The 22,158-nt window shown below is 58.9% G+C and carries 19 protein-coding genes and 1 pseudogene; 7 read left to right on the top strand and 13 right to left on the bottom strand.

Annotation, left to right across the window (positions count from 1 at the left end; translation table 11 throughout):
• Positions 1 to 61: 61 nt before the first annotated feature.
• Positions 62 to 766: pseudogene (locus tag K7J14_RS03910) on the top strand (glycoside hydrolase family 3 N-terminal domain-containing protein); the annotation flags it as partial.
• On the opposite strand, the gene K7J14_RS16075 reads toward K7J14_RS03910, so the two are convergent.
• The 4 genes from K7J14_RS16075 to K7J14_RS03925 all read right to left on the bottom strand — a co-directional run bounded on the left by K7J14_RS16075 (position 748) and on the right by K7J14_RS03925 (position 3,646).
• Positions 748 to 870: a hypothetical protein gene (locus tag K7J14_RS16075; RefSeq protein WP_269062376.1), complete on the bottom strand. Its 123-nt coding sequence runs from the start codon at positions 868 to 870 to the stop codon at positions 748 to 750. The pseudogene K7J14_RS03910 and the gene K7J14_RS16075 sit on opposite strands and share 19 nt — an antisense overlap.
• A complete protein-coding gene (proB, locus tag K7J14_RS03915) occupies positions 871 to 1,668 on the bottom strand; it encodes a glutamate 5-kinase (RefSeq protein WP_230753362.1) in 798 nt (265 codons plus the stop codon).
• Positions 1,665 to 2,954, bottom strand: coding sequence for a glutamate-5-semialdehyde dehydrogenase (locus K7J14_RS03920; RefSeq protein WP_230753364.1), 1,290 nt, complete (start codon positions 2,952 to 2,954; stop codon positions 1,665 to 1,667). The genes proB and K7J14_RS03920 overlap by 4 nt, the downstream gene beginning before the upstream one ends.
• A 122-nt stretch (positions 2,955 to 3,076) precedes the next feature.
• Positions 3,077 to 3,646 (bottom strand): hypothetical protein, encoded by a 570-nt coding sequence (locus K7J14_RS03925; protein ID WP_230753366.1) that lies wholly within the window; start codon positions 3,644 to 3,646, stop codon positions 3,077 to 3,079.
• A 97-nt stretch (positions 3,647 to 3,743) separates the two neighbouring features.
• On the opposite strand from K7J14_RS03925, the gene def reads away from it, so the two are divergent.
• Genes def through K7J14_RS03940 form a run of 3 tightly spaced genes read left to right on the top strand, consistent with a single transcriptional unit; the run spans position 3,744 to position 6,395 of the window.
• Positions 3,744 to 4,247, top strand: a complete 504-nt coding sequence (gene def, locus K7J14_RS03930) for a peptide deformylase (protein ID WP_230753368.1) — start codon at positions 3,744 to 3,746, stop codon at positions 4,245 to 4,247.
• Between the two features lie 36 nt (positions 4,248 to 4,283).
• On the top strand, positions 4,284 to 5,297 hold the full coding sequence (locus K7J14_RS03935) for a methionyl-tRNA formyltransferase (protein WP_330165585.1): 1,014 nt from the start codon (positions 4,284 to 4,286) through the stop codon (positions 5,295 to 5,297).
• Between the two features lie 51 nt (positions 5,298 to 5,348).
• Entirely contained in the window at positions 5,349 to 6,395 is a 1,047-nt protein-coding gene (locus K7J14_RS03940; protein WP_230753370.1) for a PASTA domain-containing protein, read from the top strand.
• Between the two features lie 155 nt (positions 6,396 to 6,550).
• On the opposite strand, the gene K7J14_RS03945 is transcribed toward K7J14_RS03940, so the two are convergent.
• Entirely contained in the window at positions 6,551 to 8,164 is a 1,614-nt protein-coding gene (locus tag K7J14_RS03945; protein ID WP_230753372.1) for a Na+/H+ antiporter NhaC family protein, read from the bottom strand.
• A 125-nt stretch (positions 8,165 to 8,289) separates the two neighbouring features.
• On the opposite strand from K7J14_RS03945, the gene K7J14_RS03950 reads away from it, so the two are divergent.
• Entirely contained in the window at positions 8,290 to 9,777 is a 1,488-nt protein-coding gene (locus K7J14_RS03950; RefSeq protein ID WP_230753374.1) for a type I 3-dehydroquinate dehydratase, read from the top strand.
• Positions 9,767 to 10,477 (top strand): ribose-5-phosphate isomerase RpiA, encoded by a 711-nt coding sequence (rpiA, locus tag K7J14_RS03955; protein ID WP_230753377.1) that lies wholly within the window; start codon positions 9,767 to 9,769, stop codon positions 10,475 to 10,477. The genes K7J14_RS03950 and rpiA overlap by 11 nt, the downstream gene beginning before the upstream one ends.
• Before the next feature lie 7 nt (positions 10,478 to 10,484).
• Here the strand turns inward: rpiA and era are convergent, their stop codons facing one another.
• Genes era through rsxC form a run of 7 tightly spaced genes read right to left on the bottom strand, consistent with a single transcriptional unit; the run spans position 10,485 to position 16,992 of the window.
• Complete coding sequence (gene era, locus K7J14_RS03960) at positions 10,485 to 11,435, bottom strand: GTPase Era (protein ID WP_230753379.1); 951 nt, start codon at positions 11,433 to 11,435, stop codon at positions 10,485 to 10,487.
• A 10-nt stretch (positions 11,436 to 11,445) separates the two neighbouring features.
• A complete protein-coding gene (locus tag K7J14_RS03965) occupies positions 11,446 to 12,261 on the bottom strand; it encodes an RnfABCDGE type electron transport complex subunit B (RefSeq protein WP_230753382.1) in 816 nt (271 codons plus the stop codon).
• Positions 12,262 to 12,273: 12 nt separating this feature from the next.
• The gene (locus K7J14_RS03970; protein ID WP_230753384.1) at positions 12,274 to 12,852 is read right to left on the bottom strand and encodes an electron transport complex protein RnfA; all 579 of its coding nucleotides are present in this window, start codon (positions 12,850 to 12,852) and stop codon (positions 12,274 to 12,276) included.
• Positions 12,849 to 13,460 (bottom strand): electron transport complex subunit RsxE, encoded by a 612-nt coding sequence (rsxE, locus tag K7J14_RS03975; protein ID WP_230754754.1) that lies wholly within the window; start codon positions 13,458 to 13,460, stop codon positions 12,849 to 12,851. The genes K7J14_RS03970 and rsxE overlap by 4 nt, the downstream gene beginning before the upstream one ends.
• Before the next feature lie 12 nt (positions 13,461 to 13,472).
• A complete protein-coding gene (locus K7J14_RS03980; RefSeq protein WP_230753388.1) occupies positions 13,473 to 14,600 on the bottom strand; it encodes an FMN-binding protein in 1,128 nt (375 codons plus the stop codon).
• Entirely contained in the window at positions 14,597 to 15,604 is a 1,008-nt protein-coding gene (locus K7J14_RS03985) for an RnfABCDGE type electron transport complex subunit D (protein ID WP_230753392.1), read from the bottom strand. The genes K7J14_RS03980 and K7J14_RS03985 overlap by 4 nt, the downstream gene beginning before the upstream one ends.
• Positions 15,604 to 16,992: an electron transport complex subunit RsxC gene (gene rsxC / locus K7J14_RS03990; RefSeq protein WP_230753394.1), complete on the bottom strand. Its 1,389-nt coding sequence runs from the start codon at positions 16,990 to 16,992 to the stop codon at positions 15,604 to 15,606. The genes K7J14_RS03985 and rsxC overlap by 1 nt, the downstream gene beginning before the upstream one ends.
• 188 nt (positions 16,993 to 17,180) lie before the next feature.
• Between rsxC and K7J14_RS03995 the strand changes: the two genes are divergently transcribed.
• Positions 17,181 to 21,251, top strand: coding sequence for a FlgD immunoglobulin-like domain containing protein (locus K7J14_RS03995; protein ID WP_230753397.1), 4,071 nt, complete (start codon positions 17,181 to 17,183; stop codon positions 21,249 to 21,251).
• A 119-nt stretch (positions 21,252 to 21,370) separates the two neighbouring features.
• On the opposite strand, the gene K7J14_RS04000 is transcribed toward K7J14_RS03995, so the two are convergent.
• Positions 21,371 to 22,141: a class I SAM-dependent methyltransferase gene (locus K7J14_RS04000; protein ID WP_230753402.1), complete on the bottom strand. Its 771-nt coding sequence runs from the start codon at positions 22,139 to 22,141 to the stop codon at positions 21,371 to 21,373.
• Positions 22,142 to 22,158: the final 17 nt, after the last annotated feature.

Below are 22,158 nucleotides of genomic sequence, written 5' to 3' on the forward strand. Positions count from 1 at the left end.
ACTCGCCGCCCTTCCCTCCTCTCAGAACGGCGAGTCTTCCCCGCACGCCCGTGATCAGACGCGGCTTCCTCATTTCCGCGATACGGCCCCTCCGGGCGAACTCGCCGCCGCCATAGCGAACGCGATGACCGACGAAGAACTGCTTTCCCAGATATTGATGTTCGGCTGGGCCGGCTCCGATCCGAGCAAGGAAGTCATCGACTGGGTTTCACTGCGGTCTCTGGGAAGCATCAAAGTATTCGGCTGGAACACGGACAACACGGAAAAAGTCGCCTCCTCGGTGGGCCTCTTGCAAAAGCTCGCCCTGAAAAACAGATTCGGGATTCCCCTCTTTGTGGCGACCGACCAGGAAGGCGGCTGGATCAGGCACATCAAGGGCAAAACCAGCGATACGCCCGGAAATCTCGCGATCGGCGCGTCGGGCCTGCCTTCGGACGCCTGGCATTCGGGCTACTACATCGGCAGAGAGCTCGCGGCTCTGGGAATCAATCTCAATTTCGCCCCGACGCTCGACCTCTATACGGATCACGATTCCACGGTGATCGGGCCGCGGTCCTTCGGCGAAAACCCCGAAGCCGCGGGGATTCTGGGAGCCGCGTTCTCGCAGGGAAGCAGGAAGGCGGGCGTGCTTTCAACGGCCAAGCATTTTCCCGGGCACGGACATACCGGGCTCGACAGCCACGGATACCTGCCGGTGATCGATATCGACGAAGAAACGCTCAGGAACAGGGAGCTTATTCCCTTCGTCTACCTGATCCGGTCGGGATCATACACCGTCAAACTTCCCTGCCCCGTCGTCTGAACCACCGCCTCCATGAGAGCCGATCCCATCACGCCGATTCCGATGCAGCCGATCTTTATTCTGTTCATTTATGCCTCCCGGGCCAAAAAAAGCGTGCCGGCGCGTTTTCCGTCCGCCAGGGAGAGAAGACACTGTTCCCTGCCCCCGTTCGCCAAAAGCATCGGGATTCCGTACGCAGTAACCTTCTCGGCGGCTTCCAGCTTCGTCTGGATTCCGCCGGTTCCGAAGCCGTTCGTAGAACCGATGGTGATGGTGTTCCGCAGCGTCGTAATATCGGGAACGCGCTCGATAAGGCGGGCGTCGGGGAATTCTTTCGGATTTTTTTCGAACACGCCGTCGATGTCGCTGAAGAGGATGAGCAGATCCGCGCTCCACAGTATCGCGGTCAGCGCGCTCAGGTTATCGTTGTCTCCGATTTTGATTTCCTCGTAGGAAACGGAGTCGTTTTCATTGATAATGGGCACGACTCCCTCGTCCACCAGGGTGAATATGGTATTGCGCATGTTCAGCGTGCGGTGGTCGTCCTGGAAGTCCTCTTTCGTCAGCAACAGCTGTCCGATATGGATGTTGCGCGAAGCGAAGGCGTTCCGCCAGTGGTCCATGAGCTCGACCTGGCCGATCGCGCAGAGGGCCTGGCGGTAGTGGATGTCCTTTTTACGGGCCCAGCGGTCCAGGGTCGAAACGCCGGCTACCTGCGCTCCGGAAGAAACCAGAACGATCTGCTTTCCCTGCTTCATGAGTTCGGCGCACTGGGAGGCGAAATCCGCCATGAACTCGGGGTTTATGGTTCCGTCCGCCTTGGCGAGGGTATTGGATCCGATTTTAATGACGATTTTGCGGGCGTCCGCTATTGCTTGCGAGATCATGGCCGAATGTGTCCTTCTCCGTCTATCAGAAATTTCGTAGTAGTCAACGCGGTAAGGCCCATGGGTCCGCGCGCGTGGAGCTTTTGGGTGCTGATGCCGAGCTCGGCGCCCATGCCGAACTGGCCGCCGTCGGTGAACCTGATCGAAGCGTTCACGTAGACGCAGGAGGCGTCTACCGAATTCTGGAAATATCGGGCCCGTTCGAGGCTTGAGGTAACGATGGTTTCAGAATGCTTCGTATTGTGAGCGTTTATGTACTCGACCGCTTCCTCCACCGAATCGACGATGCGAACGGCCATGACGTAGTCGAGGAACTCCATGCCCCAATCCGAATCCTCCGCGCGTACGACGTTCTCGGGACCGGAAAGCACGGAAAAAGACCTGCCGTCGCAGCGCAGCTCTACTCCGCCGGGGCGTCCGGTTTTCGCGGCGTATTTCGCGAATGCCGAGCGGAGGGCGGGAAGAACGGCCTCCGCCTTGTCGCGGTGCACCAGAAGGCACTCCAGCGAATTGCAGGCGGCGGGTTTTTGGATTTTAGAGTTTTCCGCGATGGCTACCGCCATCTCGGGATCGGCGTCCGAGTCTACATAGACATGGCATACGCCCGAACCGGTTTCGATCACCGGAACGCGGGCGGTTTCGACCACGCGGCGAATCAGGGACGCGCCTCCGCGGGGAAGGGCTACGTCTATCTTGCCGCGGGCGCCGAGTATCCAGTCCACGTCGGCGTGGGAGTCGGCTCCCGTTCCGGGTTCTGACAGGGCGACCGCGTCGCTTTCGCCGCCGGATGCGGCAAGGCCCGAGCGGATCGCGGAAACGATTACGCGGTTGGATTCGAGCGCGGAGGAGCTCCCCCGCAACAGAACGGCGTTGCCGCTTTTATAGGCAAGGGCGAAGGCGTCGACCGTGACGTTCGGGCGGGATTCGTAGATGACGGCGGCGACTCCCAGAGGGACGCGCACCTGGCGGATTTCAAGGCCGTTCGGCACCTTCCACCCGGCTATCACCTGGCCGACCGGATCGGTCTGTTCGATGAGGACATGAAGGGAAGCGATGATGTCGTCCAGGGACGAATCCGAAAGCGCGAGGCGGGCGATCATCGCTTCGCTCGTGCCGCCTGCCCGGGCGCGCTCGACGTCCCGCCTGTTCGCGGAAAGGATGTCGGCGCGGGCTGCGTCTAAAGCGGCGGCGGCTCCCGCGAGGGCGGCGTTCTTTTTTTCGGCGGGGCTCAGCGCCAGACGGGCGGAAGCGAGCCGCAACGAAGCGCAAACAGCATCCAGATCCATGGAACTCTCCTAGCTCGCCGTTGAGTCGACTCCGGGCCCTGTCCAACGGCCGTCATGATATAACGGTTCGCGAAAGTCCGGTCCGGAAGCCCCGGATCGGATCGAACCGCAGTAAAAAAAAATCAGAAATTAGCGAGGAAGCAGATGCCCAGCAGCACGGCTACGCGGCACTTTTCCTCCGACCAGTCCTTGTGAGGAGGCACGTTGTTGATGTAGTACCAGAAGAATCCGAAATCGGGGTCGATGCGAACCGCGTATTCAAGGAAGCCGTCGTGCTTCGCGAGGGAACCGAACAGGAGATACACCACGTCGTGCAAAACCGGCAGAAATTCCGACAGAGCAGTATGATAGTCGTACCGCGAAAGATTCGAACACAGGGTTTTGATGCGGAAGATCATCTCTTCCTTCATCGCCTCGTCGGCCTTTTCTACCCAGGTTTTCTGCACCAAAAGCTCGATATTCCGTTGAAAGCCCTGCACGAGCTTTTTTTCAGATTCATTGCGGAGATCCGTTTTCTCTCCGATTACGGAGGAAAAGACTCCTGCGTCGCCGAACGCTGCTGCCAATTCGAGGGCGTCGCCGGATAAAGAGGCCTCTCCTGCCGCGCCCAGGAAACGGGGCAGCACCTCGGAATAAGCCTTTTTCACAACGGCAGGCATGGTGTCATCATTCTCGAAGATGGAAGTTTGCATAGCTAAAAGTGACTTTTTTTCCCCCTTGTGTCAAGACGGACGGCGCTCCGCGCCTGTCTTATTGACCATGAACGGCTAAAACAAGTACTTTACATATATGAAGGTAATGACTTTAGGGGACGAAGTCCTCAGAATAAAAGCGGAACCGGTTGCCGAGGTAACCGACGAAATTCGCGAGCTGATCCGCGAAATGTTCGTCACCATGAAGGTGGAAGACGGCATCGGTTTGGCGGCTCCCCAGATAGGCAAAAGCATTCGTTTGTTCGTCGTCCAGGCGGACGACGATGTGGAACGAGCGTTCATAAATCCCCAAATTATCGAAACAAGCCTCGAGACCGAATCCTATGAAGAAGGGTGCCTGAGCATACCGAAGCAATACGAAGAAGTAATCAGGCCGTCGAGAGTCACCGTGCAAGCGCTGAACGAGCGCGGCCGCCGGTTTACTCTCGAAGCGGACGGCCTTCTCGCGCGGGTGATTCAGCACGAATACGATCACCTTGACGGGGTTCTTTTCATCGACCGGATCGATCCGGATAAAAAAGAAAAGATAGAGAAAAAACTTCTGAAAAAAGCCGAAAAAGAAGCCCGCAAGGCGGAGTAAGCCCATGCTGAAGATTATTTTCGCCGGCACGCCCGAATGCGCGGCGCCGGCGCTCGAAGCGATCGCGAAGCGTCATCGCGTGGTCGGGGTGCTCACCAACCCCCCGGCGTCCCAGGGTCGCCACCGGGAGCTCGTACCGAGCCCGGTCATGCAGGCGGCGCAGAAGCTCATCGACAACGGAACGCTCCCCCCCATACGCCGATCTTCGCGCCGGAGAAAATCACCGACGAGGTTCGTTCGGCCATAGCGGAAACAGAAGCCGATCTCATGGTGTGCTTCGCCTTCGGAAAAATCTTCGGCCCCAAAACGCTCTCCCTCTTTCCTCTCGGCTCGATAAACATACACCCCTCTCTCCTCCCCCGCTGGAGGGGCTGCGCCCCGGTTCCCGCCGCGATTCTCGCCCGGGACGCCGAAACCGGCATCACGATACAGAAAATCGTGCGCGAAATGGACGCAGGCGATATTCTCGCGCAGGTCCGCTTTCCGCTCGACGGAACCGAAACCGCAGACTCCCTCCTTGAGCGGGCGGCCCGGGACAGCGCTCCGCTCGTTCTCGAGGTTTTGGACGCAATAGAAAACGGCACTGCACAGGCGACGCCCCAGGATTCGTCCCGGGCGACCTACTCCGCCCTCCTGTGCAAGGAAGACGGGGAAATCGACTGGACCGCATCCGCGGAGGATATCGACGCGAAAATACGGGCATTCACCTCCTGGCCGGGAGCCTGGACCCGAAAAGGGGAACAAATCCTGATGATCCTCGAAGCGGCAGTCTGGAAGGGAACGCAGGAACAGGCGTTCATCGCGGCAGAAGGCTCAGGCGGGCTGCAAAAGACCGCTCATCAGGACACCCCCGCCTTCGCGCCCGGAACGGTCATCGGAACCGACAGAAGGAATGGAATTCTTGTCGCGGCAGGAACAGGAACGCTGGCGCTGAAAAAGCTTCAGTGGAGAACGAAGAAACCTTTGGACTGGAAGTCTTTTTTAAATGGAAGCAGGGATTTTCCCGGCTCCGTGCTCGGCGGGGAACCGAAGACCGAAACGGAAGGCTGAACGATACGATAGACACCCCCGTGCGTCGGGGAAACTTTTCAAGGAAGATATATGAAATTTCAACTTTCGGATTTACGCATCGATTTCGACGAACTGGTACGCAAGTACAATGAAAATTCGCGGATCATCATAGGAACCGCCCTCGCCGTTCTCCTGGCGGCCGCGGGTACCGGAGTCGCGGTGTTTTTTCTCGCGCTGCGCCCGGCGGAAAAGGTGATGGTTCCGGACATCAGGGGAAAGGATCTTCCGGTCGCCCTGATCGAAATGCAGAACCGAGAGCTGTATCCGAAAATCCAGCTTCGCTACTCCGACAATCCCCACGACAAGGGCACGATTCTTGAACAGCAGCCTTCGCCCGGCTCCATCGTAAAAGCAGGCAGAAGGATAAATCTCGTCGTCAGCCGCGGCGTCATCGTAGACCGGGTGGAGAACTACCTGGGGCAAAACATCGACGAGCTGAAAATCCATCTGCAGGCTCTCTTTTCGTCGAGCGCGAATCCCCTGCTTTCCGTCGCGGAGCCCCTGATGTACCGCTACAGCGCGGAAGCCGCCGGAACCATCCTCGAGCAGGATCCGCCCCCCGATACGCCGATAACCGCCCCGGTGAAGCTGACGCTCGCCGTAAGCCGCGGACCGCAGAACGACCAGGCGAAGGTGCCGGACGTTACAGGATTGACCATCCGCCAAGTCCTCGCGGCGATGGAGGAGAGCCAGGTGCTGTTCGATTTCACAGCGCGCGCTCCGGAAGGCGATGAGACGGCAGGAACCGTGGTATCGCAGATGCCCGCCGGCGGTTCGACGGTAACCACCTGGACGCGCGTACCGGCGGTCGTCGCGATGCCGGCGAAAAGCCCGGACGGAAAGGTGTACGGCATACTGGCGGAAAATCTTCCCGTGTATCCCTATCCCTTCCAGATCCGCATCGACGCGGTGTCTCCCCAGGGCGAACGGAAACCCCTTGTGTCCCTCAAGCATCCGGGAGGCCCGCTGACGGTTCCCTATGCGCTTGAGGAAGGAACCGTGCTGGTGCTCAATATTCTGAACAAGGAAGCCGCGAGCTTCGAAGTGCGCGCGGAGCAGACGGAAGCCGCCGAGTAGCCCGGTACGCAGGGGCGCCCGGAGTACCGGGGCGCCCGGAAATCCAGGCAGCTTGGGACGCCCGGGCGCTACGGTAAAACCACCGGGATATGTAAAAAAAAAGGCCGCTAGAAAACAAAGGGTTTTCTAGCGGCCTTTTTCATTAACGAATCCTGTTACGCTTTATACGTTTTCGGAAGAATGACCATTCCGGCGGCGAATACCGCGAGGGCCGCTATCCAGCCGATTATCGCGTTCAGGAAAACGCCTCCGACGGCGAAACCGATGATGCTGCAGCCGGCAATGAAAAGCGCGTACGGCATCTGGGTCGCTACGTGCTCAAGATGGGGGCATCCGGCTCCGGTGGACGAGAGAATCGTCGTGTCGGATATCGGCGACGCGTGGTCTCCGAAGACCGCTCCGCTAAGTACGGCGGCTACGCTGATAAGCGTGGCGTTCAGGAGAGCTCCGCCGGTAAGAGAGCCGACTTCGCCTAGGGCGATAACGATAGGCAATACTATCGGAATCATGATTGTGAACGTTCCCCAGCTGGTGCCGGTGGAAAACGAGATGAGAGCGGACAAAGCGAATACGATTCCGGGAAGAAGCCAGATCGGGAAGCCTCCGCCGACGACCACCTCGGACAGATACCGGGCCAGGCCGAGTCCGCCGTCTGCCGGAGTCGACTTAATCACCGTGCCGATGGTCCAGGCCATGGTCAGGATGATAAGGGCGGGAACCATGCTGCCGATGCCGTCTTTGAGGGATTCCGAGGCGGTTTTAATGGTTAGCAGCCGCCTGGCGAGATAATAGAGGTAGGTCAGCGAAACGGTGAACACGGCAGAATAGAAAAGAGCTACCGACGCGTCCGTATCGTTGAAGGCCTGTCCCAGCGGAATCGAAGCGATCGCCGCGCCGAGCGACGTTATAGACTCGCCGTCCACCGCGCCCATCCAGGTCGTCAGGGGGAAGAACACCAGGGCTGATACGATGAGAACGATGATCGGGAAGAGCATGTCCCGTGCGAGAGCGCGGGGGTTCTCTTCGTGATCTACTTCTCCGGAGGCGACTCCGTAGCGCTCGACGTTCCACAGCACGCCCTGTTCGCGGGCAAGGCGCTCGGATGCGGCCATGGGGCCGAAATCCCGATGCGTAAGGGAAACGACTACAACCATGATGATGGCGAGCAAGGCGTACATGTTGTAGGGGATCGACCGGATGAAGAAGGAGAACTCGCTGACGCCCAGACTTCCGAAGCCCTCAGAACCCTTCACAACCGACATGACGGTCACCACCCAGCTCGAAACCGGCGCGATGATGCACACGGGAGCGGCGGTTGAGTCGAGAATGTAGGCGAGCTTGGCCCGGGAAATCTTCTGCTTGTCGGTGATCGGGCGCATCATTGTGCCCACCGCAAGAGAATTAAAATAGTCGTCGATGAAGATCAGCAATCCGAAAAACCATGTTGCAATCAGCGTGCTGTTTCTCTTTTTCAGGTGACGCGACGCCCAATAGCCGAGAGCGCTCGACGAACCGGTGCGCGACAGCATGCCCACCAGGCCGCCCAGAAGGGCGCAAAACAGGAAAATCCTGATATTCCAGCCGTCGCTGAGAGATCCGGCCAGCAGATCGGTTGTATTGATCAGGGCAAGAGCCGGATTCCCGCCGGCGACTATGAGGGCGCCGGAAAGAATGCCGAGAAACAGGGAAATGATGACGTCCTTGGTGATGAAGGCCAAGGCAATGGTGAGTAGGGGCGGAATAAGGCCCCAGGCTCCGAAATGTTCCATACAACGTACTCCTTGTGATTGTTCATTCTAAACGACTATTCGGTCCGGCTCAACTTGATTCTTTTAAAAAAGAGCGGTTTTCCGTCTTCCTGTAAAGGGGAGCTTCGGGATATACTCCGAAAAAGATGAAAACCAAGATTTGCCTTGTGCTAACCGCGCAAACCCTCAAAGAGGATCTTGCCCTTGTAGAGCTCTACCGCCCGTGGATCGACCTAGCGGAGCTTCGCGTCGATTGCCTCAATCCGGAGGAGCGGCTCCATTTCCGCAAGTTCCCGGAGCTCTCCAACATACCCTGCATTCTCACGATACGGCGTAAATCCGACGGCGGAAAATACGTCGAAGGAGAAGGCGCGAGAACCGCCCTGCTCGCGCGCGGACTCGCCTTCGCGGAAACAGATCCCCGCAAGAATTTCTCCTTCATCGATCTGGAGGAAGACCTTCAGGTTCCGAGCATCGAGGAGGCGGCGCGGGCGTTCGGCACGAGGATCATCAGAAGCATGCACAACATGACGGGTCCCGAAACGGATATCCAGGCCCATGTAAAGCGGCTTCGCAAAACCCGCGACGAAATTGCTAAAATAGCCTTCATGCCGCGCTCCCTGTCCGACGTGACGAACCTGTTCCGCGAAGCGAAGGGCTGCACCGGAGAAGACGTGATACTCATAGCGATGGGGGCCTTCGGAATGCCTTCGCGCATTCTCGCGCCGATTCTCGGCTCCTTCATCACCTTCACCACCAGCGAAGACATGGCGCGCTCGGGGCAGAACACCCTTGGACAGATCGATCCGGTCACCATCAATGAAATTTACCGGATTCGCGAGATCGGGCCGAAAACCCGCATCTTCGGCATCACCGGCAATCCGCTCGCGGCGACCTCGAGCCCGCATATCCACAACAAGGGCTACCGCGACCAGGGGCTCGACGCGGTGTACCTGCCGATCCGCGCTGAAACCGTAGAAGAGGCTCTCGAATTTGCCGAAGAAGTCGGCATCGAAGGCCTGTCGGTAACCTACCCCTTCAAGGAATCGGTTCTGCCGAACCTCGCGCAAATTTCCAGCCAGACGGGGGAAATCGGCGCATGCAACACGATTCTCAGGGAAAACGGCGACTGGAGGGGATTCAATACCGACGCGCCCGGCTTTTCGCGCGCCCTTTTGGAATTTCTCGGCTGCGAAAACCTGAAGAAAAAAAGAGTCTCGATCATAGGAGCGGGAGGCGCCGCCCGGGCCATCGCCCATGCCGTTCACGCGCTGGAAGGACGGGCGTGCATATTCAACCGTACGACGGACAAGGCGCGCGAACTTGCCCAGCAGTATAACTTCAAGTGGGCGACCCTCGACGCGGGAAACCGCATCCTTCTGGAAAGCTACTCGGACATCATCATCCAGACGACGAATCTGGGCATGTCTCCGGATACCGAACACGATCCCATCGATTTCTATTCGTTCAGCGGGCACGAGGCGGTCTACGACGTAATCTACCATCCGGAGACCACCAGAATGCTCAAGCGTGCGCAAAAAGCCGGCTGCAGGATATGCAACGGCTACAGCATGCTCAAATATCAGGCTTATCTGCAGTACAAACTGTTTACGGGGATGGAATATGAAGGATGAACTGAAAATACTGGCCGCGCGCACCGCGGTCGACGAACTGGTCGCCCGGGGACGCATCCGCTCGGGGATGAAGCTCGGACTCGGAACCGGATCCACCGCCATGCCGGCGGTTCGCAGAATAGGCGAATTAATCGCCGACGGAACCCTTTCCGGCATCTGCGCGGTCGCAACCAGCTTCCAGACGACGATAGCCTGCGAAAATCTCGGAATTCCGGTCTACTCGATGAACTCCCGGCAGATCGGCGGAAGCCTCGACCTGGCGATAGACGGGGCCGACGAAATTTCTCCTGAAAAACATTTGATAAAGGGAGGCGGCGCCGCCCTGCTCCTGGAAAAAATCGTGGCGTACAACTCGGCAGAGTTCGTCGTCGTCGCGGACGGCTCCAAGGCTGTTTCCAGCCTGGGAACGAAGTTCGCCCTGCCGGTGGAAATCATTCCCGAAGCGCGCATCAGCGTCGCGGCGGCCCTGAAAAAACTGGGCGCCGATGCTGTGCTCCGGGAAGGCGTGCGGAAGGCGGGCCCGGTGGTCACCGACAACGGAAACCTCATTCTCGACTGCCTGTGGGCTTCGCCGGTACAGGCGGACGAGATGGAATACGAAATCAACCGCATCACCGGCGTGGTGGAAAACGGCTTCTTCACCCGCATCCTTCCCTCGGTATGGATTGCCCGCGAAGACGGAACCATCGACAGGAGATAAATAAAAACTACTTTTTCATGAGGCGGCCGAGAACCGGATCTTTCTGCCGCCAGTTCTTGTTCACCTTCACCTGCAAGTCCAGATGGATGTGATATGGAAAAATCTTGTTGAGGTCTTTCATGGCCTCGAGCCTGATTTTCTTTATCATCGAGGCGCCCTTCCCGATCACCATGGACTTCTGGCTTTCCCGCTCAACGGTTAAAAAGGCGCGCACCCACAGTTCCTTTCCGTTTTTCTTCATTTCGAGATCGGCGATATCGACGTAGAGCGCGTGAGGGATTTCCTCGCGCGTGTTGAGCATTGCCTTTTCGCGGATGACCTCGGCTATGCGGAAATCCACTTCCTGGTCGGTGTAGAATTCTTCGGGATAATAGGCTTCCCCTTCCGGCGCGAGATCGAAAAGCCGAATAAGCAGAGGGTCTAAATTCGTGTCTTTCTCGGCGGAAATCTCGAAAATGCGATCCCGGTCGACTCCGGGCAGGACCTTTTCCAGAAACAGCTTCACCGCCGTCGGGCGCGCCTCGGGCAAATCGATCTTGTTGATTCCGACGACGACCCGTTTGGAAATCGGCTTGAGCATTCCAGCGATAATTTCTTCTTCGCGCCCGGGTTCGCGGGTCGCGTCCACCAAATAGAGGATGCAGTCCGCTTCGTCGAGGCGGTCGCGGGCGGTGGCCTTGAGAAGAAGATTCAGTTTTTTTTCGGATTCATGATACCCGGGGGTATCGATAAAGACGAGCTGGCCCCGGGATCCGTTCACGATGCCGCGGATGGCGTTGCGGGTCGTCTGGGGAACAGGGGATACAATGGAAACCTTCTCGCCGCAAGCGGTATTCAGGAAGGTCGATTTTCCGGCCGAGGGGCGGCCGATAATCGCGACAATGGCGCTCCTCTTCGGAACGGGAGCGGGAACCGCTTCCGGACTTGCGTCCGGAAGCGTAGTGTTTTCATCTGACATGGTCAGGAGATTACACCGCCTGAACTTTATTTTCAATCAGCGCGAGGGCCTTGGTGGGACAGTTCTTGACGCATTCTCCGCATGAATCGCACACCGCGTAATCGACGATCGGAATGCCGTCCACGATCTTGATGCAAGATTTCGGACAAACCTTTTCGCATTTTCCGCATTTGATGCATCCGGTTTTGCAGTCTTTGATGACCTGAGCCTTCCGCGGGTTCCGGTTTGAGCAGAGCGTGATCGCTCCGGTTCTATTGACGGGAACGCGGGTGAGAATCTTCTGCGGGCACTCCGCCACGCACAGGCCGCATCCGGTGCATTTGGCGTAATCGACATGGGGGATTCCGTCTTCGAGCACGTGAATCGCGTCGAAGGGGCATACCCGCTCGCAATCGCCGAAGCCGATGCAGCCGTAGTCGCAGAGCTTCGTTCCGTTGACTGAAAGCTTCGCGGCCTTGCAGGTCTTGATTCCGTTGTACTGGGCCTTCGGGGGGCACTTTTCAAGCGTTCCCTGGCACAGAAGCACCGCGACCTGTGTTTCGGCCGAGGCCTCCACGCCCATGATTTTTCCCACGGCGGCCGCGCAAGAGGCGCCGCCTACGGTGCAGGAATTAACGGGGGCTTCGCCGCGGGCGATGGCGCCGGCTAAACCGTCGCAGCCGGGATATCCGCAGGCTCCGCAGTTCGCTCCGGGAAGAACCGAGCGCACGGCGGCTTCGGTTGGATCGGTTTCGACATGGAATACTTTCTTGAAAAAGCCCAGGAGAAAACCGAGAACAAGAGCGAGAACAAGAGAGACGACCAGGGTCGCTATGATAATTTCCATCGGTGCGGCTCCTTATTTGATCAGTCCGGCGAAACCGCCGAAGGCCATGGACAACAAACCTGCCGCCACGAAAAGGATCGGGGTTCCCTTGAGAAAGGCGGGAACCGGCGCGATCTTGATCCGTTCGCGAATTCCGGCGAGCAGAAGCAGAGAAATCAAGAATCCGGTCGCGACGCCGACCGCGTACACCAATGATTCGACAAAGCTGTACCCCTTGAGGATTACGTCGAAGGTAACCGCCAGGATCGCGCAGTTCGTCGTGATCAGCGCCAGATACACGCCCATCGAACTGTAGAGCGCCGGGGCGCTTTTCTTCAGATAGAATTCGACCAGCTGCACCAGACTGGCGATGACCAGAATAAAGGTGAGAATCTGGAGAAACTCAAGCTTGAAGGGAACGAGAACGAAATTATACAGGGGATAGGTTACCGCCGTCGCCAGCACGGTGACGAACATGACGGCAACGCCCATGCCGGTCGATTTCTTGACATCGGTAGACATGCCGATGAAGGGGCAAAGCGCGAGGAAGCGCATGAGAACGACGTTCTCGACCAGCATCGCGGTTAGGAAAATCTTCATCAAGTCGTTCATTTAGCGGCTCCCTTCTTCAAAAACACGCTCTTCAATACGGCATTCAAGGAAATGAAAAGACCGAATACGAAAAATCCTCCCGGCGCCTGGCTGAAAAAGCCGATGGAAACGGTTTCGGGAAGGAGGCGGAAGCCGAGAACGGTTCCCGCGCCCAAAAGCTCGCGAACAAAGGATATGCCGACGAGAACCCAGGTGTAGCCGACGCCCATTCCCAGGGCGTCGAAGATTACTTCGTCGATGCCCCGCTTCGACGCGAAGGATTCCACCCGGCCCATGATGATGCAGTTTACGACGATGAGCGGAATAAACACGCCCATCGCCTTCGACAGCTCCGGAGTGAAGGCCTTCATGCAAAGGTCGACGATGGTGGTGAACGACGCGATGACGATGATGAACACCGGAATGCGGATCGAATCCGGAATCAGCTTGCGGAAAAGACTGATGATGATCTCGCTCATCAGAAGAACGAAGGTCATGGCAAGTCCCATTCCGATGCCGTTCGCTATCGATGTCGTAACGGCCAGCGAGGAACAGAGCCCGATCATCAACGCGAGAAGGGGGTTTTTCTTGATCAGACCGTTGGTAAATAAACTCAGATATTTCTTCATCATGAAACTCCCTTATTCCTGTTCCGGGATGACGTTCAGAATGAACGGATCCTCGGCGAACGAGGCGGCTTTTCCGCCGTGCGCAGAACGGAGATACCGGCTGCCTTCATAGGCCGCGATTTTCAGCATGTTCGCGACGCCCTGGGTGGAGATCGTAGCCCCGGAAATCGAATCGATGTCTCCTTCGGGGACGGAAGGCTTCACCAGATACGCGTCTGCGACGGACTTGCCGGCGAACAGCGAATAAAAATCGGGACTCAGCATTTCCTTTCCGTAATTCGCGGAATCGGTGGTAGCGAGAACGCGCAGTCCCGCAAGGGTCGCGTCCGGCAATACGCCGACCAGCAGGGTCGAGGCCTTGTAGGTTTGACCCTTCGCCACGATTCCCACTCCGGCGGCCGAACCGTCCGAGGAGCGGGCAAGCCAGGCTTCGCTCAACACCACGGAGCGTTCCACGGAGTTTGCGATGGCGTCGGAGGGAAGCTGTTCAAACGAGCATTCGGGGAAGAGTTCCGCGAGACCCGCCTCAAGGGTGAAGGGCGCGAGCTCGGCTACAACGGGAGCCGAACCGCTTCCGGCCGCGGCGCCGTGGTTTTTCGCCAGGTAGTCGCCGGCCTGCCAGGCGGCTGCCTTGATGATGGCGGCGACAGCCTTGGAAGAGATTGTCGCGCCCGAGATCGCGGTTACGTCGGCGCCTGTTTTAAACTCGTCGTCGATCTTCTTTCCGAAGAACTGATCGATGAACGGGGATTCGGCGGTTTTCGTGCCGAGTCCGGGGGTATCCGTGTTCGCGGTGAACTGAACCTTCGTTACGGTCCTGTTCATATCGACGGCGACCAGGAGGGTGGACGATTTATACGTCGGTCCGGTCGCCTGGACGATCATGCCGATCGGGGCGTCGCCCGATACGGCGACGAAGGCGCGGTCGAAACCGATAGAGCCGGCGGGTCCGCCGAACTCGGAGGAAACATCGGTAAAATCCGACGCTTCGGGAAAGAGAACCTTGAGGGCGCCCTTCACTTCGTTCGCGGCGGAGGCTTCGATGATCGGAGCGGTCGCGTTGTATACGAAGGCGAGCCCTACGCAGGCGACTACCGCGTAGGCGGCAAGCGTCAGGGATAATTTAAACATCGTTTTCATTTTACGGCCTTCTCCTTCTTCGCGGGCTTCACCCATCCGTATTTCTTCGGAATAATCCGGTTAAGGAAGGGGGTGAGCGCGTTCATGATGAGGATGCTGAACATGACGCCTTCGGGGTATCCGCCGAATACGCGAATCAGGGCGGTTATCAGGCCGCAGCCGAAGCCGAACACGAGCCGCCCCAGAGGAGTCACCGGGCTGGTCGCGTAGTCGGTCGCCATGAACACGGCGCCGAACAGAAGTCCGCCGGTCAACACGGTGAGCAGGGGGTCGATGCCCGCGATCCAGGTAACCGCAACCGCGGTCGCGACCATGGCGACCGGAGCGCGCCAGTCGATCACCTTCGCCGCGATCAGAACGACGGCGGCAATGAGGATCAGGAAAATTCCGGATTCGCCGATGCAGCCGGCTCTCTGGCCGAGGAAGAGATTAAGATAGAGGTCTCCTTCGGAGAAAAAGCCGGTTCTCTGCGCGATCTGTCCGGCTGAAAGCACGACGCCGTCTACCGGCTTGATCACGGAAAGCGGGGTGGCTGTGCTGATCGCGTCCGCGACGAAGGGTGCGCTCCAGGTGGTCAGCGGGGTCGCGAAACTCACGAGGAGAAAGGCCCGTCCGGTAAGCGCCGGATTGAACACGTTCGCTCCCAGGCCTCCGAAGAATTCCTTTGCGACGACAATGGCGAAAAAGGCTCCGAGCACGGTCATCCACACGGGAGTCGCGGGAGGAAGGATCAGGGCGAGAAGGAGTCCGGTGATGACGGCGGAAAAATCGCCCACGCGGATGTCCTGCTTCGTCAGCTTCCGGAAGAGCGCCTCGAAGGCGACGCAGGAAACCACGGAAGCAAGAATCGTAACAAGAGCCGGAAGGCCGAACAGCCAGACGCCGTAGAGCGCGAGCGGCAGAAGGACCGCCACGACCGCGAACATCACGTGCCGGGTCGAAATCGGGCTTGCGTAATGCGGACTGGAGGAAAGATATATTTCGTTTTTATCGGATTCGCCCATCACTTGGCTCCTTTCGTATCAGTACCGGCGGCGGCCTTCTTGGCGGCCTGCTTCGCCATCTCGGTGCGGACCATCAGCTTGCCGATGCGGAAATGCTGGACCAGCTTGACGCGGGCGGGGCACACATAGGCGCAGGTTCCGCACTCGACGCAGTCCATGAGGCCGCATCGCTTCGCTTCTTCCAGGTTTCCGGCCTTCACAGCGCGTGCGATGAGCACCGGAGCGAGCCGGCAGCTGCACACGCTGATGCATCTGCCGCAGCCGATGCAGGGATCTTCGTCCACGAGCGCGGTTTCTTTGGCGGTCAGGAAGAGCACGCCGGAGGTATTTTTCTGAACCGGGAAGCTCGCGCTTTTCATGGCGAAACCCATCATCGGACCGCCGGAAATGATCTTCGCGACCCCGGGATTCAATGTTACGACTTCGGGGATGAGATCTCCCACCAGGGTTCCGATGGGCACGAGTATGTTTTTCGGCGTAGCGCAGGCTCCGCCGGATATGGTAAGGCCGCGCTCGATAAGGGGCTTTCCTTCACGGAAGGCCTCTGAGAGGGCTTTCAGTGTGCCAACATTCTGAACCACGCAGCCGGCCGCGGAGGGCAAACCGCCGGACGGCACTTCCCTGCCGGTAACGGCCTTGATGAGCATCTTTTCGCCGCCCTGGGGATATTTCGTCTTGCAAAGCGCGACGGAAATTTTGCAGGCGCCGGGCCCGACGGGATTCTCCCTGAGCTTGGCAGCGGCCGCTTCAAGAACCGGCACCAGATCGGCCTTATTTTCCTCGAGAACGATGATTCCCTCGGCGGCTCCGGTAATATGCATTGCGATCGCGACCCCGTCGACGACTTTAGCAGCGTCTTCTTCCATTATACGGGCGTCTATCGTGAGATACGGTTCGCACTCGGCTCCGTTAGCCAGAAGGTAGTCGATCTTTGCGCCCTTCGGCGGATTGAGTTTTACATGAGTCGGGAACGAAGCTCCTCCCATGCCGACCAATCCGGCTTCGCGGACTCTCGCCAGAGACTCTTCCCGCGTCGCGGTGAAAGGATCAAGGGGAGAAAGGAAGGCAGTCCTGTCCGAACCGTCGGCTTCTATGACGATGCAGGGCACATCCACGTTTCCTGTTACAAGATGCGTCTCGATTTTTTTCACCGTTCCCGCGACCGAGGCGTGAACAGGCGCCGACATGAACGCGTCGGACTCCGCGATCTTCTGACCGCGCGCAACGCTGTCTCCAACGGAAACGAGCGGTTTGTTAGGCGCGCCGCCCTGGGTTACGGGAATCCACACCAACTTTGTGGACGGGAACCGGGCTTCTACGGGAAGATTCCTGGTCGCGTCTTTTCGCTCCGGCGGGTGAATCCCGCCTTTGAAGGATTTGATACTCATACGCAGATACTATCTTCCGGTACACCCATGAGTCAATACAAAATCGATACATATCGTGCTTTTTTTACCCAATAAAATACGAGATATAATTGTATAGTCAGAGGCTCCGCGTAACGATACTATGTAAATACGTGTTTAAAAAATACAACTATTTGCAGCTGCACGTCTGAATACAGAGGAGGACCCTCATGAATCTGAAAAAGAGAGCCGGAATCGTGCTGATTCTGGCCGTCTTGAACGCAAGCGTCTTTGCGTATAATCCCCCCGCTGTCGGAGAATCCGCATCGGCCTTTCTATCGCCCGACCAGCTCGGCGGCTCTTCGAGCGCTGCCGGAAGCGGACTGGGAGCCGTTCTCCCCGGAGAACTCGCGGCGAACCCGGCTCTGGGAGCCGGCGAACAGAGGATCATCCTTGACGCGTCATACGGAGCCCTTTTCGGCACCGAGGACGACACGGGTCTCGGACACTTCATCAATATGGGAGGGCTCTACCCCACCCGCTGGGCGGTTTTCGGCGGAAGCCTTAACTTCCTGACCTCGCCCTTCGACACCGCACCCCTCGGCACGGCCGCAACCATGCGGGCCTCCGTTTCCAAAGACCTCACCGACCGCTTCTGGATCGGCGCGGGGCTTTCCGGAAGCTACGGCACCGGCTGGGGAGTATCGGGCGACCTGGGAGCCCTTCTGAACCTGGGCGACGTCTCCTTCATGAAAGACGCCAGAATCGGCGGAAGCGTCACCGGCCTCGGCCGCCCCTTCACCACCGATTCGCAGGGAATCGCGGGCGGAAACGCGGGAGCATATCCTTCAATGTTCACTCCCCGCGTTGGATACGCCGCGACCCTTTTCGGAAATGAATCGTTAGCGCTCGGAGCCTCCGCCGACCTCGCCTTCCCGACCTTCCAGAACATGGTCTTCGACGCCGCTGTTCAGGGAGTAATCAAAAACCTCGTAACAATCCGCACAGGATGGAATTTCAACCTCCAGGAAACGATGAACGACCGGCCGATCAACCTTCCGTCGGCCTCCGTCGGCGTAAAGCTCGCCCTGGATTCGCCGGACAAGGACTCCTTCCTCGCACGCCACGGCTGGGGCAGGAGCGAATGGACCCCGACCGCCGCCTTCAGGTCTCTCGGCTACGGAGTATACGCGACGGGAACCGGCGTCAACATGCGGCTCGGCATGGCCGATACACAGCCGCCTGAGATAACGGTCGACTATCCCGAACCCGTCTACATTTCGCCGAACAACGACGGAACCAAGGACGAACTCCTCGTGCCCGTCTCCATAACGGACGCGCGCTACATTCTCGGCTGGGCCTTCGTCATCGAAAACGAAAAAGGCGAAGTAGTCAGAACCATCGCCAACAAGGAAGTCCGCACCGAAATGCAGGACATCAAGTCCTTCTGGAAGCTGTTAACCAAGGTCAAAGCGGGAATCCCCCTGCCGGAAAACCTCCGCTGGGACGGCATCATGGATTCCGGAGAAACAGCTCCCGACGGAACCTACTTCTTCCATGTAACCGCTATAGACGATAACGACAATCAGGCGGCAACGGACAAATTCACCGTCTATCTCGACAACACCCTGCCTGTCGTTTCCGCTATCCCGCCCTCCGGCGGCAACGCGATGATTTTCAGCCCGGACGGAGACGGCAACAAGGACGGCTTCCTCGTCAAGCAGACAGGATCTGTCGAAGATCTCTGGAAGGCGGAAGTCCTCAACTCCGCCGGCATGGTCGTTCGCACCATCGACACCCGTTCTGCGGCTCCGGCGGACTTCCTCTGGGACGGAAAGAGCGACTCGCTCTCCATCGTGCCGGACGGCGTGTATTCCTACCGAATCGCGACGACGGACCGCGCGGGCAACTCCGCGAACGCCTCGGTGAACAACATCATCGTGGACACCGAAAAGCCGTCGATCAACGTCAGCATCGACATCAACGCCTTCTCTCCCAACGGCGACGGAGTGCGCGACACCGTCCTGCTTACCCCGAGCATCCCGGTTCTTACCGGACTGATCGGTTGGGACGTTTCAATCGTTTCCAGAACCGGCGCCGAAGTGCGCCGCTACAGCGGCTCGGGAGCGGCCAAGCCGATCCCCTACGACGGCTTGAACGCCGAAGGCTCGCCCGCCGCCGAAGCCGACTACCAGGCCGTAATCCGGGCCCGCTACGTCAACGGCCACGCGCCTGAAGCCCGCTCGCCCTTCTTCAACCTCGACGTCACCGCGCCCGAATCGAGCGTGCGATCGTCTCTCGCAATCTTCTCGCCCGTCGGCGACGGAAAGCTCGACACCGTAACCTTCGCCCAGCAGGCTTCGACCGAACAGGCGTGGACCGGAGCGGTATTCGCCCTCGACGCCGAGGGAAATCCCGCCGGCAAGGCGGTTAAAACCGTACAGCTCGGCTCGTCTCCCGCGGCGACCCTCGTTTGGGACGGACGCGACGACGCGGGAAAACTCGCCCCGGACGGCCGCTACGGCTACCGCATCTCGAGCACAGACCGCGCGGGAAACACGGGAATCTCCAACCTCGCGGCGGTCGAGCTGAACACTGAAAAAGCAGACCTCATCCTCCAGGCGAGCCTCGCGGCCTTCTCCCCGAACGGAGACGGCGTGAAAGACTCTATCGCCTTCACCCCCGTCATCAAGGCGACGACCGCGGTTTCTGCGTACGCGCTGACAGTCAGCGACGCCTCGGGAAAAACCGTGAAAACCTTCTCCGGAAAGGGCAAGGTTCCCGCCTCCTTCTTGTGGAACGGAATCGCCGACCCGGCAGAAGGCGAAACGACCGGAACCCGCGCCGCGGACGGAATCTACCGCGCGGCTCTCGCGGTGACCCTCGTCAACCAGCAGGAATCCCGCTCACAGGCTCCCGATTTCGAGATCGACACGAAGTTCCCGACCATCGAAATATCGGCCCCCTACCTCCTCCTTTCTCCCAACGGAGACGGAAAGAGGGACGACCTCCCCGTCACCCAGCGTTCATCCGACGAAGAACTGTGGACGGGAGCCGTCCTCGCGAAAGACAAATCTCAAGTACGGACATGGACATGGAACGGCAGCGCAGCGTCCTTCGTTTGGGACGCCGCGGATAATTCGGGCAACCGCCTGCCGGACGGAACCTACTCGTACACGGTCTCCAGCGAAGACAAGGCCGGAAACCGCACGACGCAGACATTGTCGGGCATCGTGCTGGACGCACGCGTTCCCAAAGCCTTCCTCACCGCCGAACTCCCGGCCTTCTCGCCCAACAGCGACGGAATCAAGGACGCGCAGAAGTTCGCCGTCGTAACCAGCGTTCCGGACGGCCTTGAATCCTGGAACCTCTCCATCAAGCAGGAAGGCTCCGCCTCTGCCGTAAAGACCTGGTCTTCCGCGGACTCCGCCGTGCTTCCCGCCTCGATCACCTGGGACGGAACAGACGCCGCAGGCAACATCGCCCACGGCCGCTACATCGCGGAACTCGTCCTCGCGTGGACCAAGGGCGACCGCGTCTCTGCGGCAACCCCGGCCTTCCTCGTAAACGCGAAGGCTCCGGCTCTCGGAGTGCGCCTCGCGCCGAAATACTTCAGCCCGGACAACGACGGCCTCGAAGACGAACTGTTCATCAACCTGACCGCCGAGTCCGCCTCCGAGTTCGCGGACTGGTCCTTCGAAATCCGCGAGCCTGCGGGAACCAACGGCAACGTGTTCTGGAAAACCGGCGGAAACGGAAAGATCGCCGACCGCATCATCTGGGACGGCCGCTCGCTCAAGGGAGAGCTCGTCCAGGCGGCGACCGACTATCCGTTCACCTTTACCGTGAAGGACGACCTCGGCATGACCAGCGTGGTGCGCGGCTACATCCCTGTCGACGTCATGGTCATCCGCGACGGCGACAAGCTCAAGATCGCCGTTCCCTCGATCATCTTCCGCGAGAACGCGGCCGACTTCAACGGCCTGGCCTCCGAGGTCGTGGACAAGAACGTGCAGGTGCTCCGCCGAATCGCGGAAATCCTGAACAAGTTCAAGGACTACAAGGTTCAGGTCGAAGGCCACGCAAACAACGTGACCGGCACCCAAAAGGAAGAGGATTCCGAGCTCATCCCGCTGTCCCTCCAGAGAGCGGACGCGGTGAGAACCTTCCTCATCCAGAACGGAGTCGACGAAACCCGCCTTTCCTCCATCGGAATGGGAGGAACCAGGCCGGTGGCCAAACGGAACGACCGCGAAAACTGGTGGAAAAACCGCCGGGTAGAGTTCATTCTCATCAAATAAAAAAAAGCGGGAAGGAAACCTTTCAATAAAGGCTTTCCTTCCCGCGCCCATCCTTCCAAAAAAAAAAACGGCGGCGCCCTCCCTATCGAGAAAGCGCCGCCGTTTTTTTATACCCGTCCCTATTTCCGCGCTACGAGCACCATGGTGCGGGCTTTTTCGTTATAGGGAGAAAAATCGAAGTCCCCGTAAATTTCAACGGAAGCGAATCCCGAAGCCATGAGAAGACGCTTCAATTCGACGGCGGAATACAGCCGTTGCACGAAGGAGTGGTCGATTTTCCGGCCCTCTTCGTCGATGAGCATCCACCGTGAACGCAATCCCTCCCAGGCACCCACTACTTCGAACTGGGTGAGCACGGTGAATCCGCCGCGTTCGAACCATTCGCCCTCGGTGAAGTCCCGAACGGCGATCTCCCTGCCCGTCATCTCCAGAATGAACCATCCGCCGGTCTTCACCGAAGCGGCTATGTTTTTCAGTATCTGCAGGTCCTCTTCTATCGTGTCGCAATAGCCGAAGCTCGTGTACAGGCTCACGGCGGCGTCGAAGGCTTCAGGGCGCACATAGGTCCGCAGGTCCGCCTGCTCGAGATCGAGAGACACGCCCTCGTCCTCGGCCGAATCATGGGCAGCGTTCAAAAACGGGCGAATAAGATCCACTCCGGTGACCCGGGCTCCGCGCGAAGCGAGCTCGACGGCGATGCGGCCGGGACCGCAGCCGGCGTCGAGAATGGCGGGCCCTTCGGGAAAAGAGGAGGAAGGAGACCCGATGATCCTGAGAACCCCTTCGGCGACCGCGGGAGCCTCGGCCCACCTCTGCGCGTCGAAAAGAACCGGCGCGTACTGGGCCCAGAACGATTCGCTCTCAAACCAATCCGTTTTCTTCTGTGTCATCCCGTCCTCCTGATGAG

This window comes from Teretinema zuelzerae, assembly GCF_021021555.1.
GTDB lineage: Bacteria > Spirochaetota > Spirochaetia > Treponematales > Treponemataceae > Teretinema > Teretinema zuelzerae.